Origin of the sequence: Variovorax rhizosphaerae (assembly GCF_037889975.1) — a bacterium.
Lineage (GTDB): Bacteria > Pseudomonadota > Gammaproteobacteria > Burkholderiales > Burkholderiaceae_C > Variovorax > Variovorax rhizosphaerae.
In genome coordinates, this window is the sequence record NZ_JBBKZT010000009.1 from 155,444 (window position 1) to 173,885 (window position 18,442).

Sequence of the window (18,442 nt, forward strand, 5' to 3'; positions counted from 1 at the left end):
AAAACTGAAGGAGACAAGGGAATGAAGAACTACCGGAACATTTCGTGCGTGGCACTCGCGGCCATGGCATTCGCGGGGCACGCGATGGCGCAGGAGCAGGTCGTCAAGATCGGGCAGACCGGACCGCTGTCCGGCCCCAACGCCTTCGCCGGCAAGGACAACGAGAACGGCGTGCGACTGGCCATCGAGGAACTCAACGCGAAGAAGATCGTGGTCGGCGGCAAGACGCTGAAGTTCGTGCAGGTCTCCGAAGACGACCAGTGCGATGCCAAGGCCGGCGTCGCGGCCGCGCAGAAGCTGGTGGATGACAACGTCAAGTTCGTCATGGGCCCGTATTGCTCGGGCGTGGCCATTCCGGCGTCGCGCGTCTACAGCCAGGGTGACACGCTGGTGTCGACGGTGGGCACCAATCCCAAGGTCACCCAGGGCGGCTACAAGAACTTGTTCCGCATCATCGCCAGCGACAACCAGATCGGCTCGGCCATGGCGGTCTACGCGGCCAAGGTGCTCAAGGCCACCAAGGTCGGCGTGATCGACGACCGCACGGCGTTCGGCCAGGGCGTGGCCGAGGAGTTCGTCAAGGAAGCGAAGAAGCAAGGCCTGACGGTGGTGGGGCAGGAGTTCACCACCGACAAGTCGGTCGACTTCCAGCCGATCCTCACGCGCCTGAAGGCGCAGGAACCGCAAGCGATCTTCTTCGGCGGCTACGCGCCGCAGGCCGCGCCGATGGTGCGGCAGATGAAGGGCCTGGGCATGTCGGCCAAGCTGCTGGGCGGTGACACGCTTTGCAGCCCCGAGATGGGGAAGATCGGCGGCGATGCGGTGAACGACGTCGTGTACTGCGCGCAGGGCGGCACCATGCTCGACAAGGCCGCGGGCGGCGCGGCCTTCAAGGCCAAGTTCAAGAAGCGCTTCAACCTCGACCCGGACGCCTACGCGGCCTCGTTCTACGACCAGCTGATGTTCATCGGCGAGGGCATCGAGAAGACCGGCTCGGTCGATCCGAACAAGGTCGCGGGCTACCTCTACAAGAACAGCTACAAGGGCGCCGTCGGCACCTACAGTTATGACGATAAGGGCAACATGACGCAGGCGCCGATCACGGTGTCGACGTTCAAGAACGCCGCGCCGACGCCACTCGCGAGCTATTGATCCAGCTGCTGCCATCCGACATGCACCGCATCCAGGTCATCGACTCGCACACCGGCGGCGAACCGACGAGGCTCGTCATCGGCGGATTCCCCGACCTGGGTGGCGGCAGCATGGCCGAGCGCAAGGCGCTGCTGGCGCGCGACCATGACAAGTGGCGCGCGGCCACCGTACTGGAGCCGCGCGGCAGCGATGTGATCGTCGGTGCCTTGCTGTGCGAGCCGGTCTCGCCGGACGCGGCGGCCGGCGTGATCTTCTTCAACAACACCGGCTACCTCGGTATGTGTGGCCACGGCACCATCGGGCTGGTCGTGTCGCTGGCGCACATGGGACGCATCGGCGTTGGCGAGCACAGGATCGAGACGCCAGTCGGCACGGTCAATGCCACGCTGCACGACGACGGCTCGGTGAGCGTGCGCAACGTGCCCGCGTACCGGCACCTCGCGCAGGTTGCCGTCGACGTGCCGGGCCATGGCCGCGTGCATGGTGACGTGGCATGGGGCGGCAACTGGTTCTTCCTGGTGAGTGAGCGTGAGCACGGGCAGCGCGTGGCCAGCGACAACCTGGCCGCGCTCACCCGCTACACCGTCGCCTTGCGCGCGGCGCTGGCGGCGCAGGGCATCACAGGGGCCGAGGGCGCCGAGATCGACCACATCGAACTCTTCGCCGGCCCGACGCACGATGCGGACAGCCGCAACTTCGTGCTGTGCCCTGGTGAAGCGTATGACCGTTCTCCTTGCGGCACCGGCACCAGCGCCAAGATCGCCTGCCTCGCCGCCGACGGCAAGCTGGCGCCCGGCGAGGTTTGGCGCCAGGCCAGCGTGATCGGCAGCGTGTTCGAGGCCAGCTACGCGTTGGTCGACGGCCAGGTCATTCCCATCCTGCGCGGTCGTGCCCACGTCAGTGCGGAGGCCACGCTGCTGGTCGACGCCAACGATCCCTTCGCCTGGGGCATCCGCCCCTGAAAAAGGTGTGAACATTTCTACTGCGGCCACCGATCTCGGGCCTGTGGTGTTGGCTCCGGCACAACAAGCGCTTCGCGCAACTGTTAGCCTCTGCCGCAAATGCGTTGGCACCGTACTGAAGTACGGCTCCGCTCCGCGACCCGACCTCGGCGCCCTCGCTACGAAATCTTCACACCTTTCGACGCCTCGCCGATCGACCGATGCAACCTGACGTCCTGGTAATCGGGGCCGGCATCGTCGGCGCTGCCTGCGCCCATGCGCTGGCGGAGGCCGGCCTCAAGGTCCGCGTGCTCGATGCGGGCTTGGGTGGTGCGACCGGCGCCGGCATGGGGCATCTCGTCGTGATGGACGACAACCCGGCGGAACTGGAATTGAGCCGCCGGTCGCTCGAACTGTGGCGCGGCCTCGCATCACGCATGGCCGCCGACTGCGCCTGGAGCCCGTGCGGCACGCTCTGGATCGCGTCCGACGCCGCCGAGATGGCCGCTGCCGAAGAGAAGCAGGATCGACTCGCCGGGCATGGCGTCGCCTGCCGCCTGCTAGATGCAGCCGCACTGGCCCGCGCCGAGCCGGCGCTGCGTGCGGGCCTGGCCGGTGCGCTCGAAGTCATGGGCGACGGCATCGTCTACGCGCCGAATGCTGCGCGCTGGCTGCTGGCGCAGGGCGGCGAACGCATCGAGATCGAGCATGCCCAGGTCGAAGCCATCGAGGACGGCGGCGTGCGACTGGTCGGTGGCAGCGTGCGCGAGGCGCCGCAGGTGCTGCTGGCCAACGGCATCCAGGCCACGCAGCTGTGCCCCGAACTCCCGATCCGTCCCAAGAAGGGCCACCTCGCGATCACCGACCGCTACCCGGGCACGGTGCACCATCAACTGGTCGAACTGGGCTACGTCACCAGCGCGCACCACAGCGAGACGCCCTCCGTCGCCTTCAACCTGCAGCCGAGGCCCACCGGCCAGTTGCTCTTGGGTTCGTCGCGCCAGTTCGACACGGTCGACCCGCTCGTGGAGCCCGACATGCTCGCCCGGATGCTGGGGCGCGCGATCGACTACGTGCCCGGGCTGGCCGCCCTCAACATCCTGCGCACCTGGACCGGCCTGCGCGCCGCCACGCCCGACAGCCTGCCCTTGCTCGGGCCGCATCCGTCGCGCGAAGGCCTCTGGTTGGCCGTGGGGCACGAGGGCCTGGGCGTGACCACCGCCACCGGCACTGCCGCCTTGCTGGCCGCGCTGATGACCGGCCGCGCTCCGGCGTTCGATCCCGTGCCTTACGAGGCAGGACGCTTTGCACAGGCGACCGCCACATGAAGCCGGTGCCATCCGTCGTATTGCAGGTCAATGGCCAGCAGGTCGAGGTTGTGGCCGGCAGCTCGGTGGCTGCGGCGCTGCGCATCGCGGACGCTTTCAGCCTCGGTGTCACGCGTCGCGCCATCGGCGGCGAGCTGCGTGCGCCGTTCTGCGGCATGGGCATCTGCCAGGAATGCCGCGTGACCATCGACGGCGCGCGGCGACTGGCCTGCCAGACGGTCTGCGTCGCGGGCATGCAAGTGGAGACATGGACATGACCCGACTCGCGCTCGATGAATGCGATGTCCTCGTCATCGGCGCCGGCCCGGCGGGCATGGCCGCAGCGGCGGCGGCAGCCTTCGGCGGCGGCTCGGTGGTCGTGATCGACGACAACCCGGCGCCGGGCGGCCAGATCTGGCGCGATGGTCCCGGCGTCGAATTGCCCACGGCCGCCCGCGAAGCCCGCAACGCCGTGACCCAGCGGGCCAACATACGTGTCCATTGCGGCACCCGCGTCGTCGCGGCGCCTCGCGCCCGGCAACTGTTGCTGGAAGACGGGGAACGCGGCTGGCTGCTGCAGTGGAAGAAGTTGATCCTCTGCACCGGCGCGCGCGAGTTGCTGCTGCCCTTTCCGGGCTGGACCCTTGCTGGGGTGACCGGCGCCGGCGCACTGCAGGCACTGATCAAGGGCGGCATGCCGGTCAAGGGCGAACGCATCGTGGTCGCCGGTACCGGGCCCTTGCTGCTCGCCGCGGCGGCCACCGCCACCCAGGCCGGCGCCAAGGTGCTGCGCGTGGCCGAGCAGGCCCCGCTGCACGATGTGCTCGGCTTTGCGGCGCACCTGGCGCGCTGGCCGGGCAAGGCGCGCCAGGCGCTGACGTTGATGCATCCGGGCTACCGCAGCGGTACACACGTGCTGTCGGCCCAGGGCCAGGGCCGCCTTGAATCCGTGACGCTGCGGCACGGCCGTGACGGGACGGAGGAATTCGCCTGCGATCGCCTGGCCTGCGGCTTCGGCCTGGTGCCCAACACCGAACTGGGCCGCATGCTCGGTTGCGCCGTCACTGCGCAGCCGGGCGGACTCGCGCTCAACGTGAACGCCAACCAGGCGACCAGCGTGCCGAACATCTTCGCGGCCGGCGAATGCACGGGCATTGGCGGCAGCGAGCGGGCGCTGTTGCAGGGCGCGATCGCCGGGCATTCGGCGGTGGGACGTGCGATTCCGGCGGAAGGCCAGCGTGAAGAACTCGCGCGCTGGGACGCCTTCGCCGCTCAACTGCACCGCCGCTTCTCGCCAGGAGAGCAGATTCGGACGCTCACCCAGCCCGACACCGTGTTCTGCCGCTGCGAGGACGTGCCCTTCGGCGCACTGGCCGGCCGCTCCGACTGGAACGACGCCAAGCTGCACACCCGCTGCGGCATGGGTGCCTGCCAGGGGCGGGTCTGCGGGGCGGCGGCGCAGTTCCTGCTCGGCTGGTCCCCAGCGACACCGCGCCCGCCGTTGACGCCGGCGCGCGCCGCCACGCTGGCCGGCTTCGCGCCACAGCTTCCGGACGTGCCTATGGCGCAGGGACAATGAGCCTCGCAACCACTGTCGCCATGCCTACCTCTACCACTTCCCCCGCCCCGTCCAAGCGCCGTGCCGCGGACGTGGCGTACGACGCCATCGAGGCGCTGATCGCCACGCTGCAACTCCAGCCGGGCAGCCCCGTGGTCGAAGGCGAACTGGTGGAGATGACAGGCCTGGGCCGCACGCCGGTGCGCGAGGCGTTGTTGCGCATGGTCTCCAATGGGCTCATCGTGCAGCAACCCCGTCGCGGCCTGCTGGTGTCGGCCATCGACCTGGCCGACCATCTCGACGTGCTCCAGACGCGGCGCGTTCTGGAGTGCCTGATCGCCGGCTGTTCAGCGCGACGGGCCACGGCCGAGCAGCGAAAGGCGATCGTCGTGCGCGCCGAGAAGATGATGAAGGCCGCGTCGCGCGGCAACCTGCACGACTACATGCAGGCCGACCACGAACTCGACGTGGTCAATCACCAGGCCAGCCACAACCAGTCCGCCGTGCAGTGCGTGGTGCCGCTGGTCGTGCAATGCCGCCGCTTCTGGTACGCCTACCAGCACGAAGGCGAGATCGGCGAGGCTGCGCGCATGCACATGAAGCTGGCCGAAGGCATCGCCACCGGCGACGAGGCCGCGGCCGCGGCTGGCGCCAACCAGTTGCTTGACTATCTCGAAGAATTCGCGCGGCGGGTGATCGACAAATAGCCCGGCACGCCAGTTGTGGCGCCTCTATTCCAGAAACGCCGAGGAACCTTTGCCGGGCCTCTGGTGCTGCCCTCGGCAGGGGGTTGGATCCGCGCTACGCGGTGGCGCGGATCCTGGGGGCGAGCGTCAGTGCTTCAGCTCACGGCGTCGGCGGGCTGGCGCAGCAGCATGGCCAGCGTGTTGGCGATCGTCTTGCGCAATTCGCGGCGGTCGCTGATGAAGTCGATCGCACCCTTGGTCTGCAGGAACTCGGCGCGCTGGAAGCCTTCCGGCAAGGTCACGCGCACCGTCGATTCGATGACGCGCGGGCCGGCAAAGCCGATCAGCGCCTTGGGCTCCGCGATCACCACGTCGCCCACGAAGGCGAAGCCGGCCGAGACGCCGCCCATGGTCGGGTCGGTCAGCACGCTGATGTAGGGCATGCCCTTCTTCGCGAGGCGCGTGAGCGCGGCATTGGTCTTGGCCATCTGCATCAGCGACAGCAAGCCTTCCTGCATGCGGGCACCGCCGGTGGCGGTGAAGCAGATGAAGGGCACCTTCTGCTCGATGGCGGTCTCGACGCCGCGCACGAAGCGCTCGCCGACCACGCTGCCCATGCTGCCGCCCATGAACTCGAATTCGAAGCAGGCGACCACCACGTTGATGGAATGCACCGAGCCGCCCATGACCACCAGTGCATCGGTCTCGCCGGTGTTCTCCAGCGCTTCCTTGAGCCGCTCGGGGTACTTGCGGCTGTCCTTGAACTTGAGCGCGTCGACCGGCAACACCTCCTGGCCGATCTCGTAGCGGCCTTCCGCGTCGAGGAAGCCATTGAGCCGGGCGCGCGCGCCGATGCGATGGTGATGGCTGCAGCTCGGGCAGACGTTCTGGTTGTGCTCGAGATCGGTCTTGTAGAGCACCGTCTCGCAGCTCGGGCATTTGATCCACAGGCCTTCAGGCACCTGCCGGCGCTCGCTCGGGTCGGTCTGGACGATCTTGGACGGAAGCAGTTTTTCAAGCCAGCTCATGGGGGGATCCTGGGTTCTCAAGAAGGGCACCTTCTTGACTGTTCACGCCCTCTCCCGCCAGCGAGAGAGGGTTGAGGTGAGGGTAAATCGTTGCGCCACCGCCAACTCCTGATCCACAAGCGGATGAGGGCCAGGGTAGAGCACAAAACGCCCAATTATCGACCAGCTGCGCTCTTGGCGGTAGCTGGCGGCAGCGAATCCAAAGCCTGGCGAATCCCTGCCAGGAATTCCCCCACCACCGGCACCACCTTGTCCCGCGGCTGTTCCTCGATCAACTGGATGATCTTCGTCCCGATCACGACAGCATCCGCTGCCGCCCCCACCGCCTGCGCCGTGCGCGCATCCCGGATGCCGAAGCCCACGCCCACCGGGATGCTCACGTGCGTGCGGATGCGCGGCAGCATCTGCCCGACCGCGTCGGTATCGAGGTGCCCGGCGCCCGTCACGCCCTTGAGCGACACGTAGTAGACATAGCCGCTGGCCAGTCGCGCCACCTGCGCCATGCGCTCGTCGGTGCTGGTCGGGGCCAGCAGGAAGATCAGGTCGATGTTCTTCGCGCGCAGCTCGGCGGCGAAGTCCTCGCACTCCTCCGGCGGGTAGTCGACGATCAGCACGCCGTCGACACCGGCCGCGGCCGCGTCACGCACGAAGGCGCCCTTGCCGTGGATGCCGTCGTAGCGTTCGACCGGGTTGGCATAGCCCATCAGCACGACCGGCGTCTTCGGGTCCGTCTTGCGGAACTCGCCGACCATCGCCAGCACCTGCTTCATGCCGATCCCCAGCGCCAGCGCCTTCTCGCCGGCCTGCTGGATCACCGGGCCATCGGCCATCGGGTCGGAGAAGGGCACGCCGAGTTCGACGACGTCGGCGCCGGCCTGGACCATGCCGTGCATCAGTTCCGGCGTGATGTCCGCAAACGGAAAGCCGGCCGTCACATAGGGAATCAGGGCGCGGCGGCCTTGGGCTTGCAGCGCCTCGAAGGTTGCAGCAATGCGGCTCATGCCTTGCCTCCCTTCACTTGCAGACCGCGCATGGAAGGGCGGTCATAGAAGTCGACGCCAGACAAGTCGGCCACGGTGCCGATGTCCTTGTCCCCGCGTCCCGAGAGATTTACCAGGATCGATTGATCCGGTCGCATGGTCTTCGCAAGCTTCATCGCATAGGCCATCGCGTGGCTCGACTCCAGGGCGGGGATGATGCCTTCGGTGCGGCACAAGTAGTGGAAGGCATGCAGCGCTTCCTCATCGGTGATGCCGACGTATTCGGCGCGGCCGATGTCGGCCAGGTACGCATGCTCTGGCCCGACACCGGGATAGTCGAGGCCGGCGCTGATGCTGTGCGTCTCGGTGATCTGCCCGTCCTCGTTCTGCAGCAGGTAGGTGCGGTTGCCGTGCAGCACGCCTGAGCTGCCGCGCAGGATCGAGGCCGAATGCTTGCCGCTGTCCAGCCCTTCCCCGGCCGCTTCCACGCCGATCAGGCGCGTGTTCTTGAACGGAATGTAGGGGTAGAAGATCCCCATCGCGTTGCTGCCGCCACCCACGCAGGCGACCACTACATCGGGCTGCCGGCCCTCGGCCTCCCCTGTGATGCCCTGCGCCGCGAGCATCGCCGGCATCTGGTCGATCGCCTCGATGCCGATCACGCTCTGGAAGTCCCGCACCATCGTCGGATACGGGTGCGGGCCGGCCACGGTGCCGATGATGTAGAAGGTGTTCTCGACGTTGGTGACCCAGTCGCGCATGGCTTCGTTGAGCGCGTCCTTCAGCGTCTTGCTGCCCGATTCCACCGGTACCACGGTGGCGCCCAGCAGGTTCATGCGGTAGACGTTCGGGCTCTGGCGCTTGACGTCCTGGCTGCCCATGTAGACCACGCATTCGAGGCCGTAGCGCGCGCAGATCGTGGCCGTGGCCACGCCGTGTTGGCCGGCGCCGGTCTCGGCGATCACGCGCGGCTTGCCCATGCGCTTGGCGAGCATGGCCTGGCCGATCACGTTGTTGATCTTGTGGGCGCCGGTGTGGTTGAGGTCCTCGCGCTTCAGGTAGATCTGCGCGCCGCCCATTTCCTGGCTGGTGCGGGCCGCGTGGTAGACCGGCGAGGGCCGGCCGACGAAGTGCTTCAGCTCGTAGTGGAATTCCGCGAGGAAGGCCGGATCGTCCTTGAAGCGCGCATAGGCATCTCGCAGTTCGTTGATCGCGTGGGTGAGCGTCTCGCTCGCGAAGGTGCCGCCGTAGGGGCCGAAATGGCCGCTGGCGTCGGGTTGCTGGTAGGTGGGGGTGTCCATGTTTCTCTCGTTCGGTGGCCGCAGCCCACGCCCGGAGGAACAAGGGGTGCGGCGGTCAGGTGGCGTTCGAATCCGCCGCGCGTACGGCGGCAATGAATTCGCGGATCTTGGCGGCGTCCTTGATGCCCTTGGAGGCTTCCACGCCGGAACTCACGTCAACGGCCAGCGTCTTGCAACGCGGGCGCAACGCACGGATGCCATCGCCGACGTTGGCAGGCGACAACCCACCAGACAAGACGAGGTGAGCGTTTGCGACGTGTGGAAGGAGTGACCAATCGAATGCCTTGCCGCCTCCGCCGAATCCGTCGACATGAGCGTCGAGCAGGATGGCCTGGGCGTTGGAGAAATCAGCCGCGTATTTTACGAGGTCGAAGGCCGCGCCGGCAGCGCCAATTGGAATGCGGGCGGCGCGCATGTAACGAAAACGGCCGTTGCCTGCGCCGGCGTCACACTGCGCGGGCGTCTCGTCGCCATGGAACTGGGCCATGGCGCCGGGCACCTGGGTCAGGGCGGCTATGGTGGTTGGGGCGTCCTCATTGACGAACAGCAGGACTGGCGTGACGAAGGGGGGCAGGCGAGAGGCCAGTTCGGCCGCGCGTTCGGCGCTCACGGCCCGCGGGCTCTTGGGGTAGAGGACGAAGCCGATCGCGTCCGCGCCGGCTTCCACTGCGGCGTCGACGTCCTGCTCGCGGGTCAATCCGCAGATCTTGATTCGAGTGGTGGGGGTCATTTCAAGTTTTCGCGCCATGCAGCGCCGCCTGACGGTTGCAGCCGGTTCGGCGCTCAAGCCCAGCCATCATAGGCAGGGCGCTCGGACTGCATCGTCGCCTCGGCCGGCAGGCCCCACATGGCGTCGTACAACGGGCCGAGGAAGTAGAGCCCGTCCGGCGAGAAAGTCGGTGCGGCGACCACGCGGCTGCGCGCCTGCAAGACCTCGCTGATCCACTCGGGCCGCTCGTCGCCATGGCCGATGCGCACCAGGCAGCCCATGATGTTGCGGATCATGTGGTGCAGGAAGGCGTCGGCCTCGAACTCGAACTGCCAGCGGCAGCGCTCGCCCTCGCCGATGCGCGTGATCTCGATGCGGCGGAGGTTCTTCACCGGCGACTTCGCCTGGCAGGCCGACGCGCGGAAGGAACTGAAATCGTGCTCGCCGACCAGCAGCGCCGCGGCGCTGCGCATGGCGTCGCCATCCAGCGCACGCATCGACCAGCCGACCCTGCCCGCCTCCAGACTCGGCCGCACGGGCGATTGCGAGAGCAGGTAGATGTAGCGGCGCGCCAGCGCCTGGGCGCGGCAATGGAATTCGTCGGGCACCGGCACCGCCCATTGCACCGCGATGTCGTCGGGCAGGAAGCGATTCGTGCCGCGCACCCACGAGTTGGGCGTGCGCTCGATGTCGGTGTCGAAATGGATGACCTGCAGGATGCCGTGGACGCCGGCATCGGTGCGGCCCGCGCAGAGGGTGCCGATGCGCTTCCGGGCGAAGTCCGCGATGGCCTTCTCCAGCTTGTCCTGTACCGTCTGGCCGGAAAGCTGGCTCTGCCAGCCCTGGTAGCCCTGACCGTTGTAGCGAATGCCGAGGGCCAGCCTCACAGCGCAACGGTCATGGGCGGGGCGGGGTTCAGGCGAGCTGCGTCAGCAACTGCCTGGCTTCGGCCTTGAGGTCGCCGGTGGCTTCGGCCGCCACTTCCTCGACCAGCGAGCGGGCGCCTTCGGCATCGCCGATGGCTTGCAGTTCGCGCGCCAGCGACAGCTTGATCGCGTGCGGGCTTTCATGCGGGTCGTCGTGGCCTTCGAGGCTGCCGCGGCGGGTCTCGAGCGGTGCACGGCCAGTCATGGAGCTCATGTCGAATTCGATGAAGCCGGTATCGCCCGGCAGGCCTGCGCGCAGCGTGGCCGGCTGGGTGCGCTCATCCTGCTGCGAGGCGGCGCGGCGAAACGGGTCCAGCGTGGCGGGCGCTGTGTCGAAATCGTTGAAAAAATCCGTGTTGTTGCCGTGGCCATCGTCAAACGCGGGGCGCAAGGTACGCTCGTTGTCGTCGATGTCCGTGACCTGCGGGCGTGCTGGGGGCAGGGCGGCGTCCGGCGGCGTTGGCTTGGAGACGGGCACTGACGCTGGCACCGGCACTGACGCTGGCACCGGCACCGGCACCGCCACGGATTGCACAGGCGTCTTGGCGACCGGGGGCTTGCTCAGGTCGAGATCGAAATCCAGCGGCGCGACCGATGCCACAAAGGCGGGCGGCGATGCAACCGGCTCGCGCGCCACCGGCTTGGCCTGCATCTTGAGCGGGACGGTGACCGCGGTGTCGCCACTGCCTGCGAGGGCCGTGTCGGCGCCTGTGCTTGCCGCTGCCAGCGGACGCGAGCCGGGCTGGTACAGCGGGTTGCCCGGGTCCAGTTCACGGCCCATCTCGACCACGCGGTTCCATTCGGTGCCGGTGCCGCTGGTCAGTTTGTGTACATCGGCGGCCAGGGCCTCGTAGGCGCGCAGGTCGCGGCGCTTGGCATGGATCTCGAGCAGCTTGAGGTGGATGGCGGTGCGTTCTGGCGTGCTGCGCAGCGCCTCGCGCAGGATTTCTTCGGCTTGGAGGTCGCGGCCATAAGCCAGGTAGACGTCGGCTTCGGCCACCGGATCCACGTCGCCGACGTCGAGTTGGCTCGGCGAGTAGGAGAGCGACGACGCCATCGAGCCGCGGTTCTTGGTGTCGACCGATTCGCCGCCGCTGGCGCCGAAGAAAGAGTCCTTGGGGATGCGGCTTTCCAGGAACACGCTGTCGCCGGCATCCTGGCGCTTGCGGCCGAGCACGCGGTAAAGCAGGAAACCGATGAGCAAGGCGATCAACGCGGCGGCGCCGAGCATCATCGGGTTGTCCATCAGTTCCGCGAAGAAACCGCGTTCGGATGGCGCCGGGGCTCTCACTGGCGTGGCAGCTGGAGGCTTGGTGGCACCAGGTTCGGGCGTGGCCGCTGCGGCAGGCGTTGGCGGGGTGGTTGCAGCAGTGGCCGGGACTGCGGGCGACGCGGCGACGGGCACCGTCACGCCGGGCGCTGACGGTGCGGGTCCGGCGACGGCCGGAGCCGTTGGCGCGGTGGCGGGCGTGTTTGCAGCAGGTGCGGGAGCTGGCGTCGCGGGTGCAGCGGCAGGTGCTCCGGCATTCGGCGCGGTGACGCTCTGCAGCTTGTTCAATTCCGAAATGTTCTTCGACAGTTCGGCAACGCGGGTGCTGGTGTCCTTGGCCTGGCGTTCCGCCGCCAGCTTCTCGTCGGCCGACTGGGTCGACGCGCCGGGCGAGACAGTGAGCCTGTCGGGGGAGGCTGTGCCGGCATTGCGGTCCTCGACGTTGGTCTGCACCTTGCCACCCGCCTGGCGCCCTGCACGGGCCACCCTGGACGTCGGCGCATTGCCGGCCAGGCGCTGGCGATAGTCGTTGAAATCACGGCTTTGGGCAGTGATCGTGCGACGGGCTTCATCGGGCGGTGTCGCGGTGGCCTGCGCGGCGCTCGGCACATTGATGACCGCGCCGGCTTTCATGCGGTTGACGTTGCCGCCGAGGAAGGCATCCGGATTGGTACGCAACATTGCCACCAGCATCTGGTCAAGCGACACATCGGCCGGCTTGTAGGCGCCCGCGATCTTGCTGGCAGTGTCACCTGGGCGCACCGCAACCCGCTGGCCATCGCCGGTGCCTGTGCGCACCGCCCGTTCGGGCGCCGGTGCTGGCGCCGGACGTGCGCGCGGCGTGGCCGCTTGTGCCATCGGGGGCGCGACCGGAGGCGCTGCCATCCGCGTCGGGGGTGCGTTGCCGATCTGGATCTGCGGCCCGAGCGGGTTGACCGGCGGGAGAGCGGCCGGGCGGCTGCGCGGGGGATCCAGCAGCACCGTGTAGTCGCGCACGACACGACCGCCGCTCCAGGTGGCTTCCACCAGCAGGTCGAGGAACGGATCGTTGAGCGACCGGCTGCCGTTCAGGCGGACGAAGTAGCGGCCGTCGGCGCGGCGGTGCAGTGTCATGCGCACGTCGGCCAGGGCAGCGTTGTAGTTGACGCCCACCGCCTGGAAGGCCTCGGGCAACGCGACGTTGAGCCGCATGCCGTCGGCCTCGGCAGCGCTGATCTCGGTGACGTCGATCTCGGCGCGCAGCGGTTCGCCGAGAGCCGATTGCACGTTGAGCCGCCCCAGCGCCAGCGCGCTCGCATCCGTGCTCACCACCACGCCCATGGCAAGCGCGACGGCGGTGCCAATCAAGGAAAGTTGACCGCTGCCCGACGAACTCGTGGTGGGCCGGGTGACCAGATTCGGGTTCACGTGCAGCGGTGGTCTTGTCATGCTCATAGGGGGCACGATGGCCCAAAAGTGTAAAATAACGTTAACACCATCACCCCCCAGTGACAAGGCAGCAGCTTAGACCAGACCGGAGCGCGCCAACTTCACTTGCCAAAGTTCCGTTGCCGTACTGCAACGTCGCGCTTCTGCTTCAAGCATCGAGCAGGATTCGCAGCATACGACGCAATGGTTCGGCCGCACCCCACAGCAACTGGTCGCCAATGGTGAATGCTCCCACGTATTCGGGGCCCATCGCCAGCTTGCGGATGCGCCCGACAGGGATATTCATGGTGCCGGTCACCGTGACGGGCGTGAGGTCCTTGACCGTGGCTTCGCGCGTGTTGGGCACGACCTTGACCCAGGCGTTGTCGGCGGCGATGAGCGCCTCGATGTCGGCCAGGGGTACGTCCTTCTTGAGCTTGAAGGTGAGCGCCTGGCTGTGGCAGCGCATCGCGCCGACGCGCACGCAGAAGCCGTCGACCGGCGTGGCGGCGGTGCCGAAGCCCGCGCCCTGGCCGAGGATCTTGTTGGTCTCGGCGCCGCCCTTCCACTCTTCCTTGGACACGCCCCAGTCGGCATCGTCCTGTGACTTGCCGATGCCGAGGTCCTTGTCGATCCAGGGGATCAGCGAGCCGCCCAGCGGTGCACCGAAGTTGGCCGTCTCCGCCGCCGACAGGTTCTGCTGCTTGTGCAGCACCTTGCGGTCGATCTCGAGGATGGCGGACTTGGGGTCGTCCAGCAGCGACTTCACTTCGGCATTGATCGTGCCGAACTGCGTGAGCAGCTCGCGCATGTGCTGCGCACCGCCGCCCGAGGCAGCCTGGTAGGTCATGCTGGTCATCCACTCGACCAGGCCGGCCTTGTAGAGCGCGCCCACGCCCATGAGCATGCAGCTCACGGTGCAGTTGCCGCCGATCCAGTTCTTGCCGCCCTTGGACAGCGCGTTCTGGATCACGGGCAGGTTGACCGGGTCCAGGATGATGATCGCGTCATCCTTCATGCGCAGCGTCGAGGCGGCGTCGATCCAGTGGCCGTTCCAGCCCGCGGCGCGAAGCGTGGGGAAGACTTCGGTGGTGTAGTCGCCGCCCTGGGCGGTGATGACGATGTCGCACTTCTTGAGCGACTCGATGTCGTACGCATCCTTCAGCGCGGTCTCGTTCTTGGCCATGGCCGGGGCCTTGCCGCCGGCGTTGGAAGTCGAGAAGAACATCGGCTCGATGAGACCGAAGTCGCCTTCGGCCTGCATGCGGTCCATCAGGACCGAGCCGACCATGCCGCGCCAGCCCACGAGGCCGACCAGGGGTTGAGATGCGTACGCCATTTTGAAAAGTGCCCTATGTCAAAAAAGAAAAGTGGTTTCTCTTTGCGCCCGACTCGTCGAGCCGGGGGGCGTGACGAAGCGGGCTGCGGTTAGCCGGTAATCGTCTTTTTGGTGATTGCTGCAACAACCGCGTCACCCATTTCACGGGTGCCGACGCGCTTCGTGCCTTCCGACCAGATGTCGCCGGTGCGAAGGCCGGAAGCCAGCACCTGCTGAACCGCCGACTCGATACGAGCGGCAGCTTCGGGTTGGTTGAGGGAGAAGCGGAGCATCATGGCAGCGGAGAGGATTGTAGCCAAAGGATTGGCAACGCCCTTGCCGGCGATGTCCGGCGCGCTGCCGTGGCTCGGTTCATAGAGGCCCTGGTTGCTCGAATTGAGCGAGGCCGAGGGCAGCATGCCGATGGAGCCGGTGAGCATCGCGGCCTCGTCCGAGAGGATGTCGCCGAACATGTTGCCGGTGACGACCACGTCGAACTTCTTCGGCGCCTTGACCAGTTGCATGGCCGCGTTGTCCACGTACATGTGGTCGAGTTCGACGTCCGGATATTCCTTGCCGACCTCGGTGACGATGTCCTTCCAGAACTGGAAGGTCTCCAGCACGTTGGCCTTGTCGACGCTGGTCACGCGCTTGCTGCGCTTGCGGGCGGCTTCGAAGGCGACGCGGGCGATGCGTTCGACCTCGGGGCGCGAGTAGCGCATCGTGTCGAAGGCTTCCTCGGCGCCGGGGAAGTGGCCATCGACGGCCGTGCGGCGGCCGCGTGGCTGGCCGAAGTAGATGTCGCCGGTGAGTTCGCGAATGATGAGGATGTCGAGGCCTGCGATCAGTTCGGGCTTGAGGCTCGACGCGCCGACGAGTTGCTCGTAGCAGATGGCCGGGCGGAAGTTGGCGAAGAGGCCGAGGTTCTTGCGCAGGCCGAGGATGGCCTGCTCCGGGCGCAGCGGGCGGTCGAGCTTGTCGTATTTCCAGTCGCCGACGGCGCCGAACAGCACGGCGTCGGATTCCTTGGCGAGCTTGAGGGTCGACTCGGGCAGCGGATGGCCGTGCGCCTCGTACGCGGCGCCGCCGACGAGGGCCGTTTCCATCTCGAACTTCAGGTCGAGGACGTCGAGGACGCGGACGGCTTCGGCGACGATTTCGGTGCCGATGCCATCACCGGGGAGGACTGCGATTTTCATGAGAGTCGATGGTTGTGGTTGGTTGTTTCAGTGCTCGTCGCCGAGCCAATGCGACAGGCGATGCTCGCAGGTCTTGAAGATGACATAGGCCACCATGCTCAGCGTGCCGTTCAGCACCAGGTGAAAGAGCTGGACCAGCGCGCCGTCCATGACGGCCTGCCATCCCTGTTCGGCCAGGAAGGTCGCGTTGGCCTGGAACAGGTAGATCAGGTTCAAGGTCCCGATGCCGAAGGCAAAGAAGCTCAGGCACAGGACGATGAAGGTCAGCCACAGCCGCGACAGCACCCAGCGCTGGAACAGGCGGCGCATGGCGGACCCGCGTCAGCTCACCATCGTGTGCGCGAGCCAGGGCTTGGTGGCGAGGCGCTCCTTTTCGAAGGCCTGGATCTTGTCCTTGTGACGCAGCGTGAGGCCGATGTCGTCGAGGCCGTTGATGAGGCAGTACTTGCGGAAGGCCTGCACGTCGAAGGCGAGTTCGGTGCCGTCGGGCTTGACGATCACCTGACGCTCCAGGTCGATCGTCAGCTGGTAGCCGGGGAAGGCGAAGACCTCGTCGAACAGCTTGGCGACCTGCGCTTCCGGCAGCACGATCGGCAGCAGGCCGCTCTTGAAGCTGTTGTTGAAGAAGATGTCGGCGTAGCTCGGCGCGATGATGGCGCGGAAGCCGTACTGGTCCAGTGCCCACGGTGCGTGCTCGCGTGACGAGCCGCAGCCGAAGTTCTGGCGGGCGATCAGGATCGATGCGCCGGCGTAGCGCGGCTGGTTCAGCACGAAGTCGGGGTTCGGCTTGCGGCTCGCGGGGTCTTGTCCCGGTTCGCCGGTATCGAGATAGCGCCAGGCGTCGAACAGGTTGGGGCCGAAGCCGGTCTTGCGGATCGACTTCAGGAACTGCTTGGGAATGATCGCGTCGGTGTCGACGTTCTCGCGATCCATCGGGGCGACGAGGCCCTTGTGTACGGTGAATTTCTGCATGAAGAGGCTCCAGTCAAATGCCATATGCGGACTTCCGACCGCGAAGGACGCGAAGGTTCCGCGAAGGACGCAAAAGGACAGCCAGAAAGAATTTCATTTCTTGAATTTCCTTCGCGTCCTTCGCGCAACCTTCGCGTCCTCTGCGTCCGGCTGTTCTTGTATTCAGGCGAACGTGCGCACGTCGACGAAGTGCCCATGCACCGCCGCCGCCGCGGCCATGGCCGGGCTCACGAGGTGGGTGCGACCGCCGGCGCCCTGGCGGCCTTCGAAGTTGCGGTTGCTCGTCGATGCGCAGCGCTCGCCGGGTTCCAGGCGGTCGGCGTTCATGGCCAGGCACATTGAGCAGCCGGGCTCGCGCCATTCGAAACCTGCGGCCTTAAAGATCTGATCGAGGCCTTCGCGTTCGGCTTGCTCTTTCACGAGACCTGAACCGGGCACGACCATCGCAAGCTTCACGTTCTTCGCGACCTTCTGCCCGAGCTTCTTCACGATCGCGGCGGCTTCGCGCATGTCCTCGATGCGGCTGTTGGTGCAGGAGCCGATGAACACCTTGTCGACGAAGATGTCGTTCATCGCCTTGTTGGGCTCCAGGCCCATGTAGGTGAGGGCGCGTTCGATCGCGCCGCGCTTGTTGGCGTCCTTTTCCTTGTCGGGATCGGGCACGCGGCCATTGATCTCGGTGACCATCTCGGGCGAGGTGCCCCAGGTGACTTGCGGCGGGATCTTCGTGGCGTCCAGTTCGACGACGAGGTCGAAGTGCGCGCCGGGCTCGGTATGCAGCGTCTTCCAGTAGTTGACGGCCTGCTCCCACTCCACGCCGGTGGGTGCCAGCGGGCGACCCTTCACGTAATTGATGGTCTTCTCGTCGACCGCCACCAGGCCCGCTCGCGCGCCGGCTTCGATCGCCATGTTGCAGACCGTCATGCGGCCTTCCATGCTCAGGTCGCGGATGGCGGAGCCGGCGAACTCGATGGTGTAGCCGGTGCCGCCCGCCGTGCCGATCTTGCCGATGATCGCCAGCACGATGTCCTTGGCGGTGCAGCCGAGCGGCAGCTTGCCTTCGACCTTCACGAGCATGTTCTTCGCCTTCTTGCCGAGCAGCGTCTGCGTGGCCATCACGTGCTCGACCTCGCTGGTGCCGATGCCGTGCGCGAGCGCGCCGAAGGCGCCGTGCGTCGAGGTGTGCGAGTCGCCGCAGACGACCGTCATGCCGGGCAGCGTCGCGCCCGATTCGGGGCCGATCACGTGGACGATGCCCTGGCGCTTGCTGAGGAACGGGAAGAACGCCGCCGCGCCGAACTCGGCGATGTTGTGGTCGAGCGTGGTGATCTGTTCCTTGCTGGTCGCGTCAGCGATGCCTTCATAGCCGCGCTCCCAGCCGGTGGTCGGCGTGTTGTGGTCGGCGGTGGCCACGACCGAGCTGATGCGCCACAGCTTGCGGCCGGCTTCGCGCAGGCCTTCGAAGGCTTGCGGGCTGGTCACTTCGTGCACCAGGTGGCGGTCGATGTAGAGGATTGCGGTGCCGTCTTCCTCGGTGTGGACGACGTGTTCGTCCCAGATCTTGTCGTAGAGCGTGCGTGCCATGGTCATGCCTCCTGCCGAACCGCTTCAAAGGTGGCATGCGCCCCCTCGGGGGGCAGCGAACTGATGTGAGCTTTGGGGGTCATATCTTTCTTTCGTGGGTGATC

Annotated in this window: 17 protein-coding genes; 6 read left to right on the plus strand and 11 right to left on the minus strand. The window is 67.0% G+C overall.

Translation table 11 applies throughout. The features are described from left to right. Positions 1 to 21 precede the first annotated feature (21 nt). From WKW82_RS20290 to WKW82_RS20315, 6 genes are all read left to right on the plus strand, one after another. The gene (locus tag WKW82_RS20290; protein ID WP_340344140.1) at positions 22 to 1,152 is read left to right on the plus strand and encodes a branched-chain amino acid ABC transporter substrate-binding protein; all 1,131 of its coding nucleotides are present in this window, start codon (positions 22 to 24) and stop codon (positions 1,150 to 1,152) included. Positions 1,153 to 1,172: 20 nt separating this feature from the next. After that, on the plus strand, positions 1,173 to 2,114 hold the full coding sequence (locus WKW82_RS20295) for a 4-hydroxyproline epimerase (protein WP_340344141.1): 942 nt from the start codon (positions 1,173 to 1,175) through the stop codon (positions 2,112 to 2,114). Positions 2,115 to 2,314: 200 nt separating this feature from the next. Next, the gene (locus tag WKW82_RS20300; RefSeq protein ID WP_340344142.1) at positions 2,315 to 3,421 is read left to right on the plus strand and encodes an NAD(P)/FAD-dependent oxidoreductase; all 1,107 of its coding nucleotides are present in this window, start codon (positions 2,315 to 2,317) and stop codon (positions 3,419 to 3,421) included. Beyond that, positions 3,418 to 3,678 carry a (2Fe-2S)-binding protein gene (locus WKW82_RS20305; protein ID WP_340344143.1) on the plus strand — a complete coding sequence of 87 codons (261 nt, stop codon included), beginning with the start codon at positions 3,418 to 3,420 and terminating at the stop codon, positions 3,676 to 3,678. Before WKW82_RS20300 ends, WKW82_RS20305 begins: the two co-directional genes overlap by 4 nt. After that, on the plus strand, positions 3,675 to 4,979 hold the full coding sequence (locus tag WKW82_RS20310; RefSeq protein WP_340344144.1) for an FAD-dependent oxidoreductase: 1,305 nt from the start codon (positions 3,675 to 3,677) through the stop codon (positions 4,977 to 4,979). Before WKW82_RS20305 ends, WKW82_RS20310 begins: the two co-directional genes overlap by 4 nt. 20 nt (positions 4,980 to 4,999) lie before the next feature. Further along, positions 5,000 to 5,665, plus strand: a complete 666-nt coding sequence (locus WKW82_RS20315) for a GntR family transcriptional regulator (RefSeq protein ID WP_340344145.1) — start codon at positions 5,000 to 5,002, stop codon at positions 5,663 to 5,665. Positions 5,666 to 5,799: 134 nt separating this feature from the next. Here WKW82_RS20315 and accD read toward each other — a convergent pair whose 3' ends face one another. The 11 genes from accD to leuC form a co-directional block, all read right to left on the minus strand. Next, positions 5,800 to 6,672 carry an acetyl-CoA carboxylase, carboxyltransferase subunit beta gene (accD, locus tag WKW82_RS20320; protein ID WP_340344146.1) on the minus strand — a complete coding sequence of 291 codons (873 nt, stop codon included), beginning with the start codon at positions 6,670 to 6,672 and terminating at the stop codon, positions 5,800 to 5,802. 155 nt (positions 6,673 to 6,827) lie between these two features. Continuing rightward, the gene (trpA, locus tag WKW82_RS20325) at positions 6,828 to 7,673 is read right to left on the minus strand and encodes a tryptophan synthase subunit alpha (protein WP_340344147.1); all 846 of its coding nucleotides are present in this window, start codon (positions 7,671 to 7,673) and stop codon (positions 6,828 to 6,830) included. Continuing rightward, positions 7,670 to 8,953 carry a tryptophan synthase subunit beta gene (gene trpB / locus WKW82_RS20330; protein ID WP_340344148.1) on the minus strand — a complete coding sequence of 428 codons (1,284 nt, stop codon included), beginning with the start codon at positions 8,951 to 8,953 and terminating at the stop codon, positions 7,670 to 7,672. The genes trpA and trpB overlap by 4 nt, the downstream gene beginning before the upstream one ends. Positions 8,954 to 9,008: 55 nt before the next feature. After that, the gene (locus WKW82_RS20335; protein WP_340344339.1) at positions 9,009 to 9,683 is read right to left on the minus strand and encodes a phosphoribosylanthranilate isomerase; all 675 of its coding nucleotides are present in this window, start codon (positions 9,681 to 9,683) and stop codon (positions 9,009 to 9,011) included. Positions 9,684 to 9,736: 53 nt separating this feature from the next. After that, positions 9,737 to 10,549, minus strand: a complete 813-nt coding sequence (gene truA / locus WKW82_RS20340) for a tRNA pseudouridine(38-40) synthase TruA (protein WP_340344149.1) — start codon at positions 10,547 to 10,549, stop codon at positions 9,737 to 9,739. A 28-nt stretch (positions 10,550 to 10,577) separates the two neighbouring features. After that, positions 10,578 to 13,286 carry a motility hub landmark protein FimV gene (locus tag WKW82_RS20345; RefSeq protein ID WP_340344150.1) on the minus strand — a complete coding sequence of 903 codons (2,709 nt, stop codon included), beginning with the start codon at positions 13,284 to 13,286 and terminating at the stop codon, positions 10,578 to 10,580. 148 nt (positions 13,287 to 13,434) lie between these two features. Continuing rightward, positions 13,435 to 14,604: an aspartate-semialdehyde dehydrogenase gene (asd, locus tag WKW82_RS20350; RefSeq protein WP_340344151.1), complete on the minus strand. Its 1,170-nt coding sequence runs from the start codon at positions 14,602 to 14,604 to the stop codon at positions 13,435 to 13,437. 89 nt (positions 14,605 to 14,693) lie between these two features. Then, entirely contained in the window at positions 14,694 to 15,782 is a 1,089-nt protein-coding gene (leuB, locus tag WKW82_RS20355) for a 3-isopropylmalate dehydrogenase (RefSeq protein WP_340344152.1), read from the minus strand. A gap of 27 nt (positions 15,783 to 15,809) precedes the next feature. Beyond that, the gene (locus WKW82_RS20360) at positions 15,810 to 16,091 is read right to left on the minus strand and encodes a hypothetical protein (RefSeq protein ID WP_340344153.1); all 282 of its coding nucleotides are present in this window, start codon (positions 16,089 to 16,091) and stop codon (positions 15,810 to 15,812) included. A gap of 12 nt (positions 16,092 to 16,103) precedes the next feature. Then, positions 16,104 to 16,754, minus strand: coding sequence for a 3-isopropylmalate dehydratase small subunit (gene leuD / locus WKW82_RS20365; RefSeq protein ID WP_340344154.1), 651 nt, complete (start codon positions 16,752 to 16,754; stop codon positions 16,104 to 16,106). A gap of 162 nt (positions 16,755 to 16,916) precedes the next feature. Next, complete coding sequence (gene leuC, locus WKW82_RS20370) at positions 16,917 to 18,338, minus strand: 3-isopropylmalate dehydratase large subunit (protein ID WP_340344155.1); 1,422 nt, start codon at positions 18,336 to 18,338, stop codon at positions 16,917 to 16,919. Between the last annotated feature and the right edge of the window lie 104 nt (positions 18,339 to 18,442).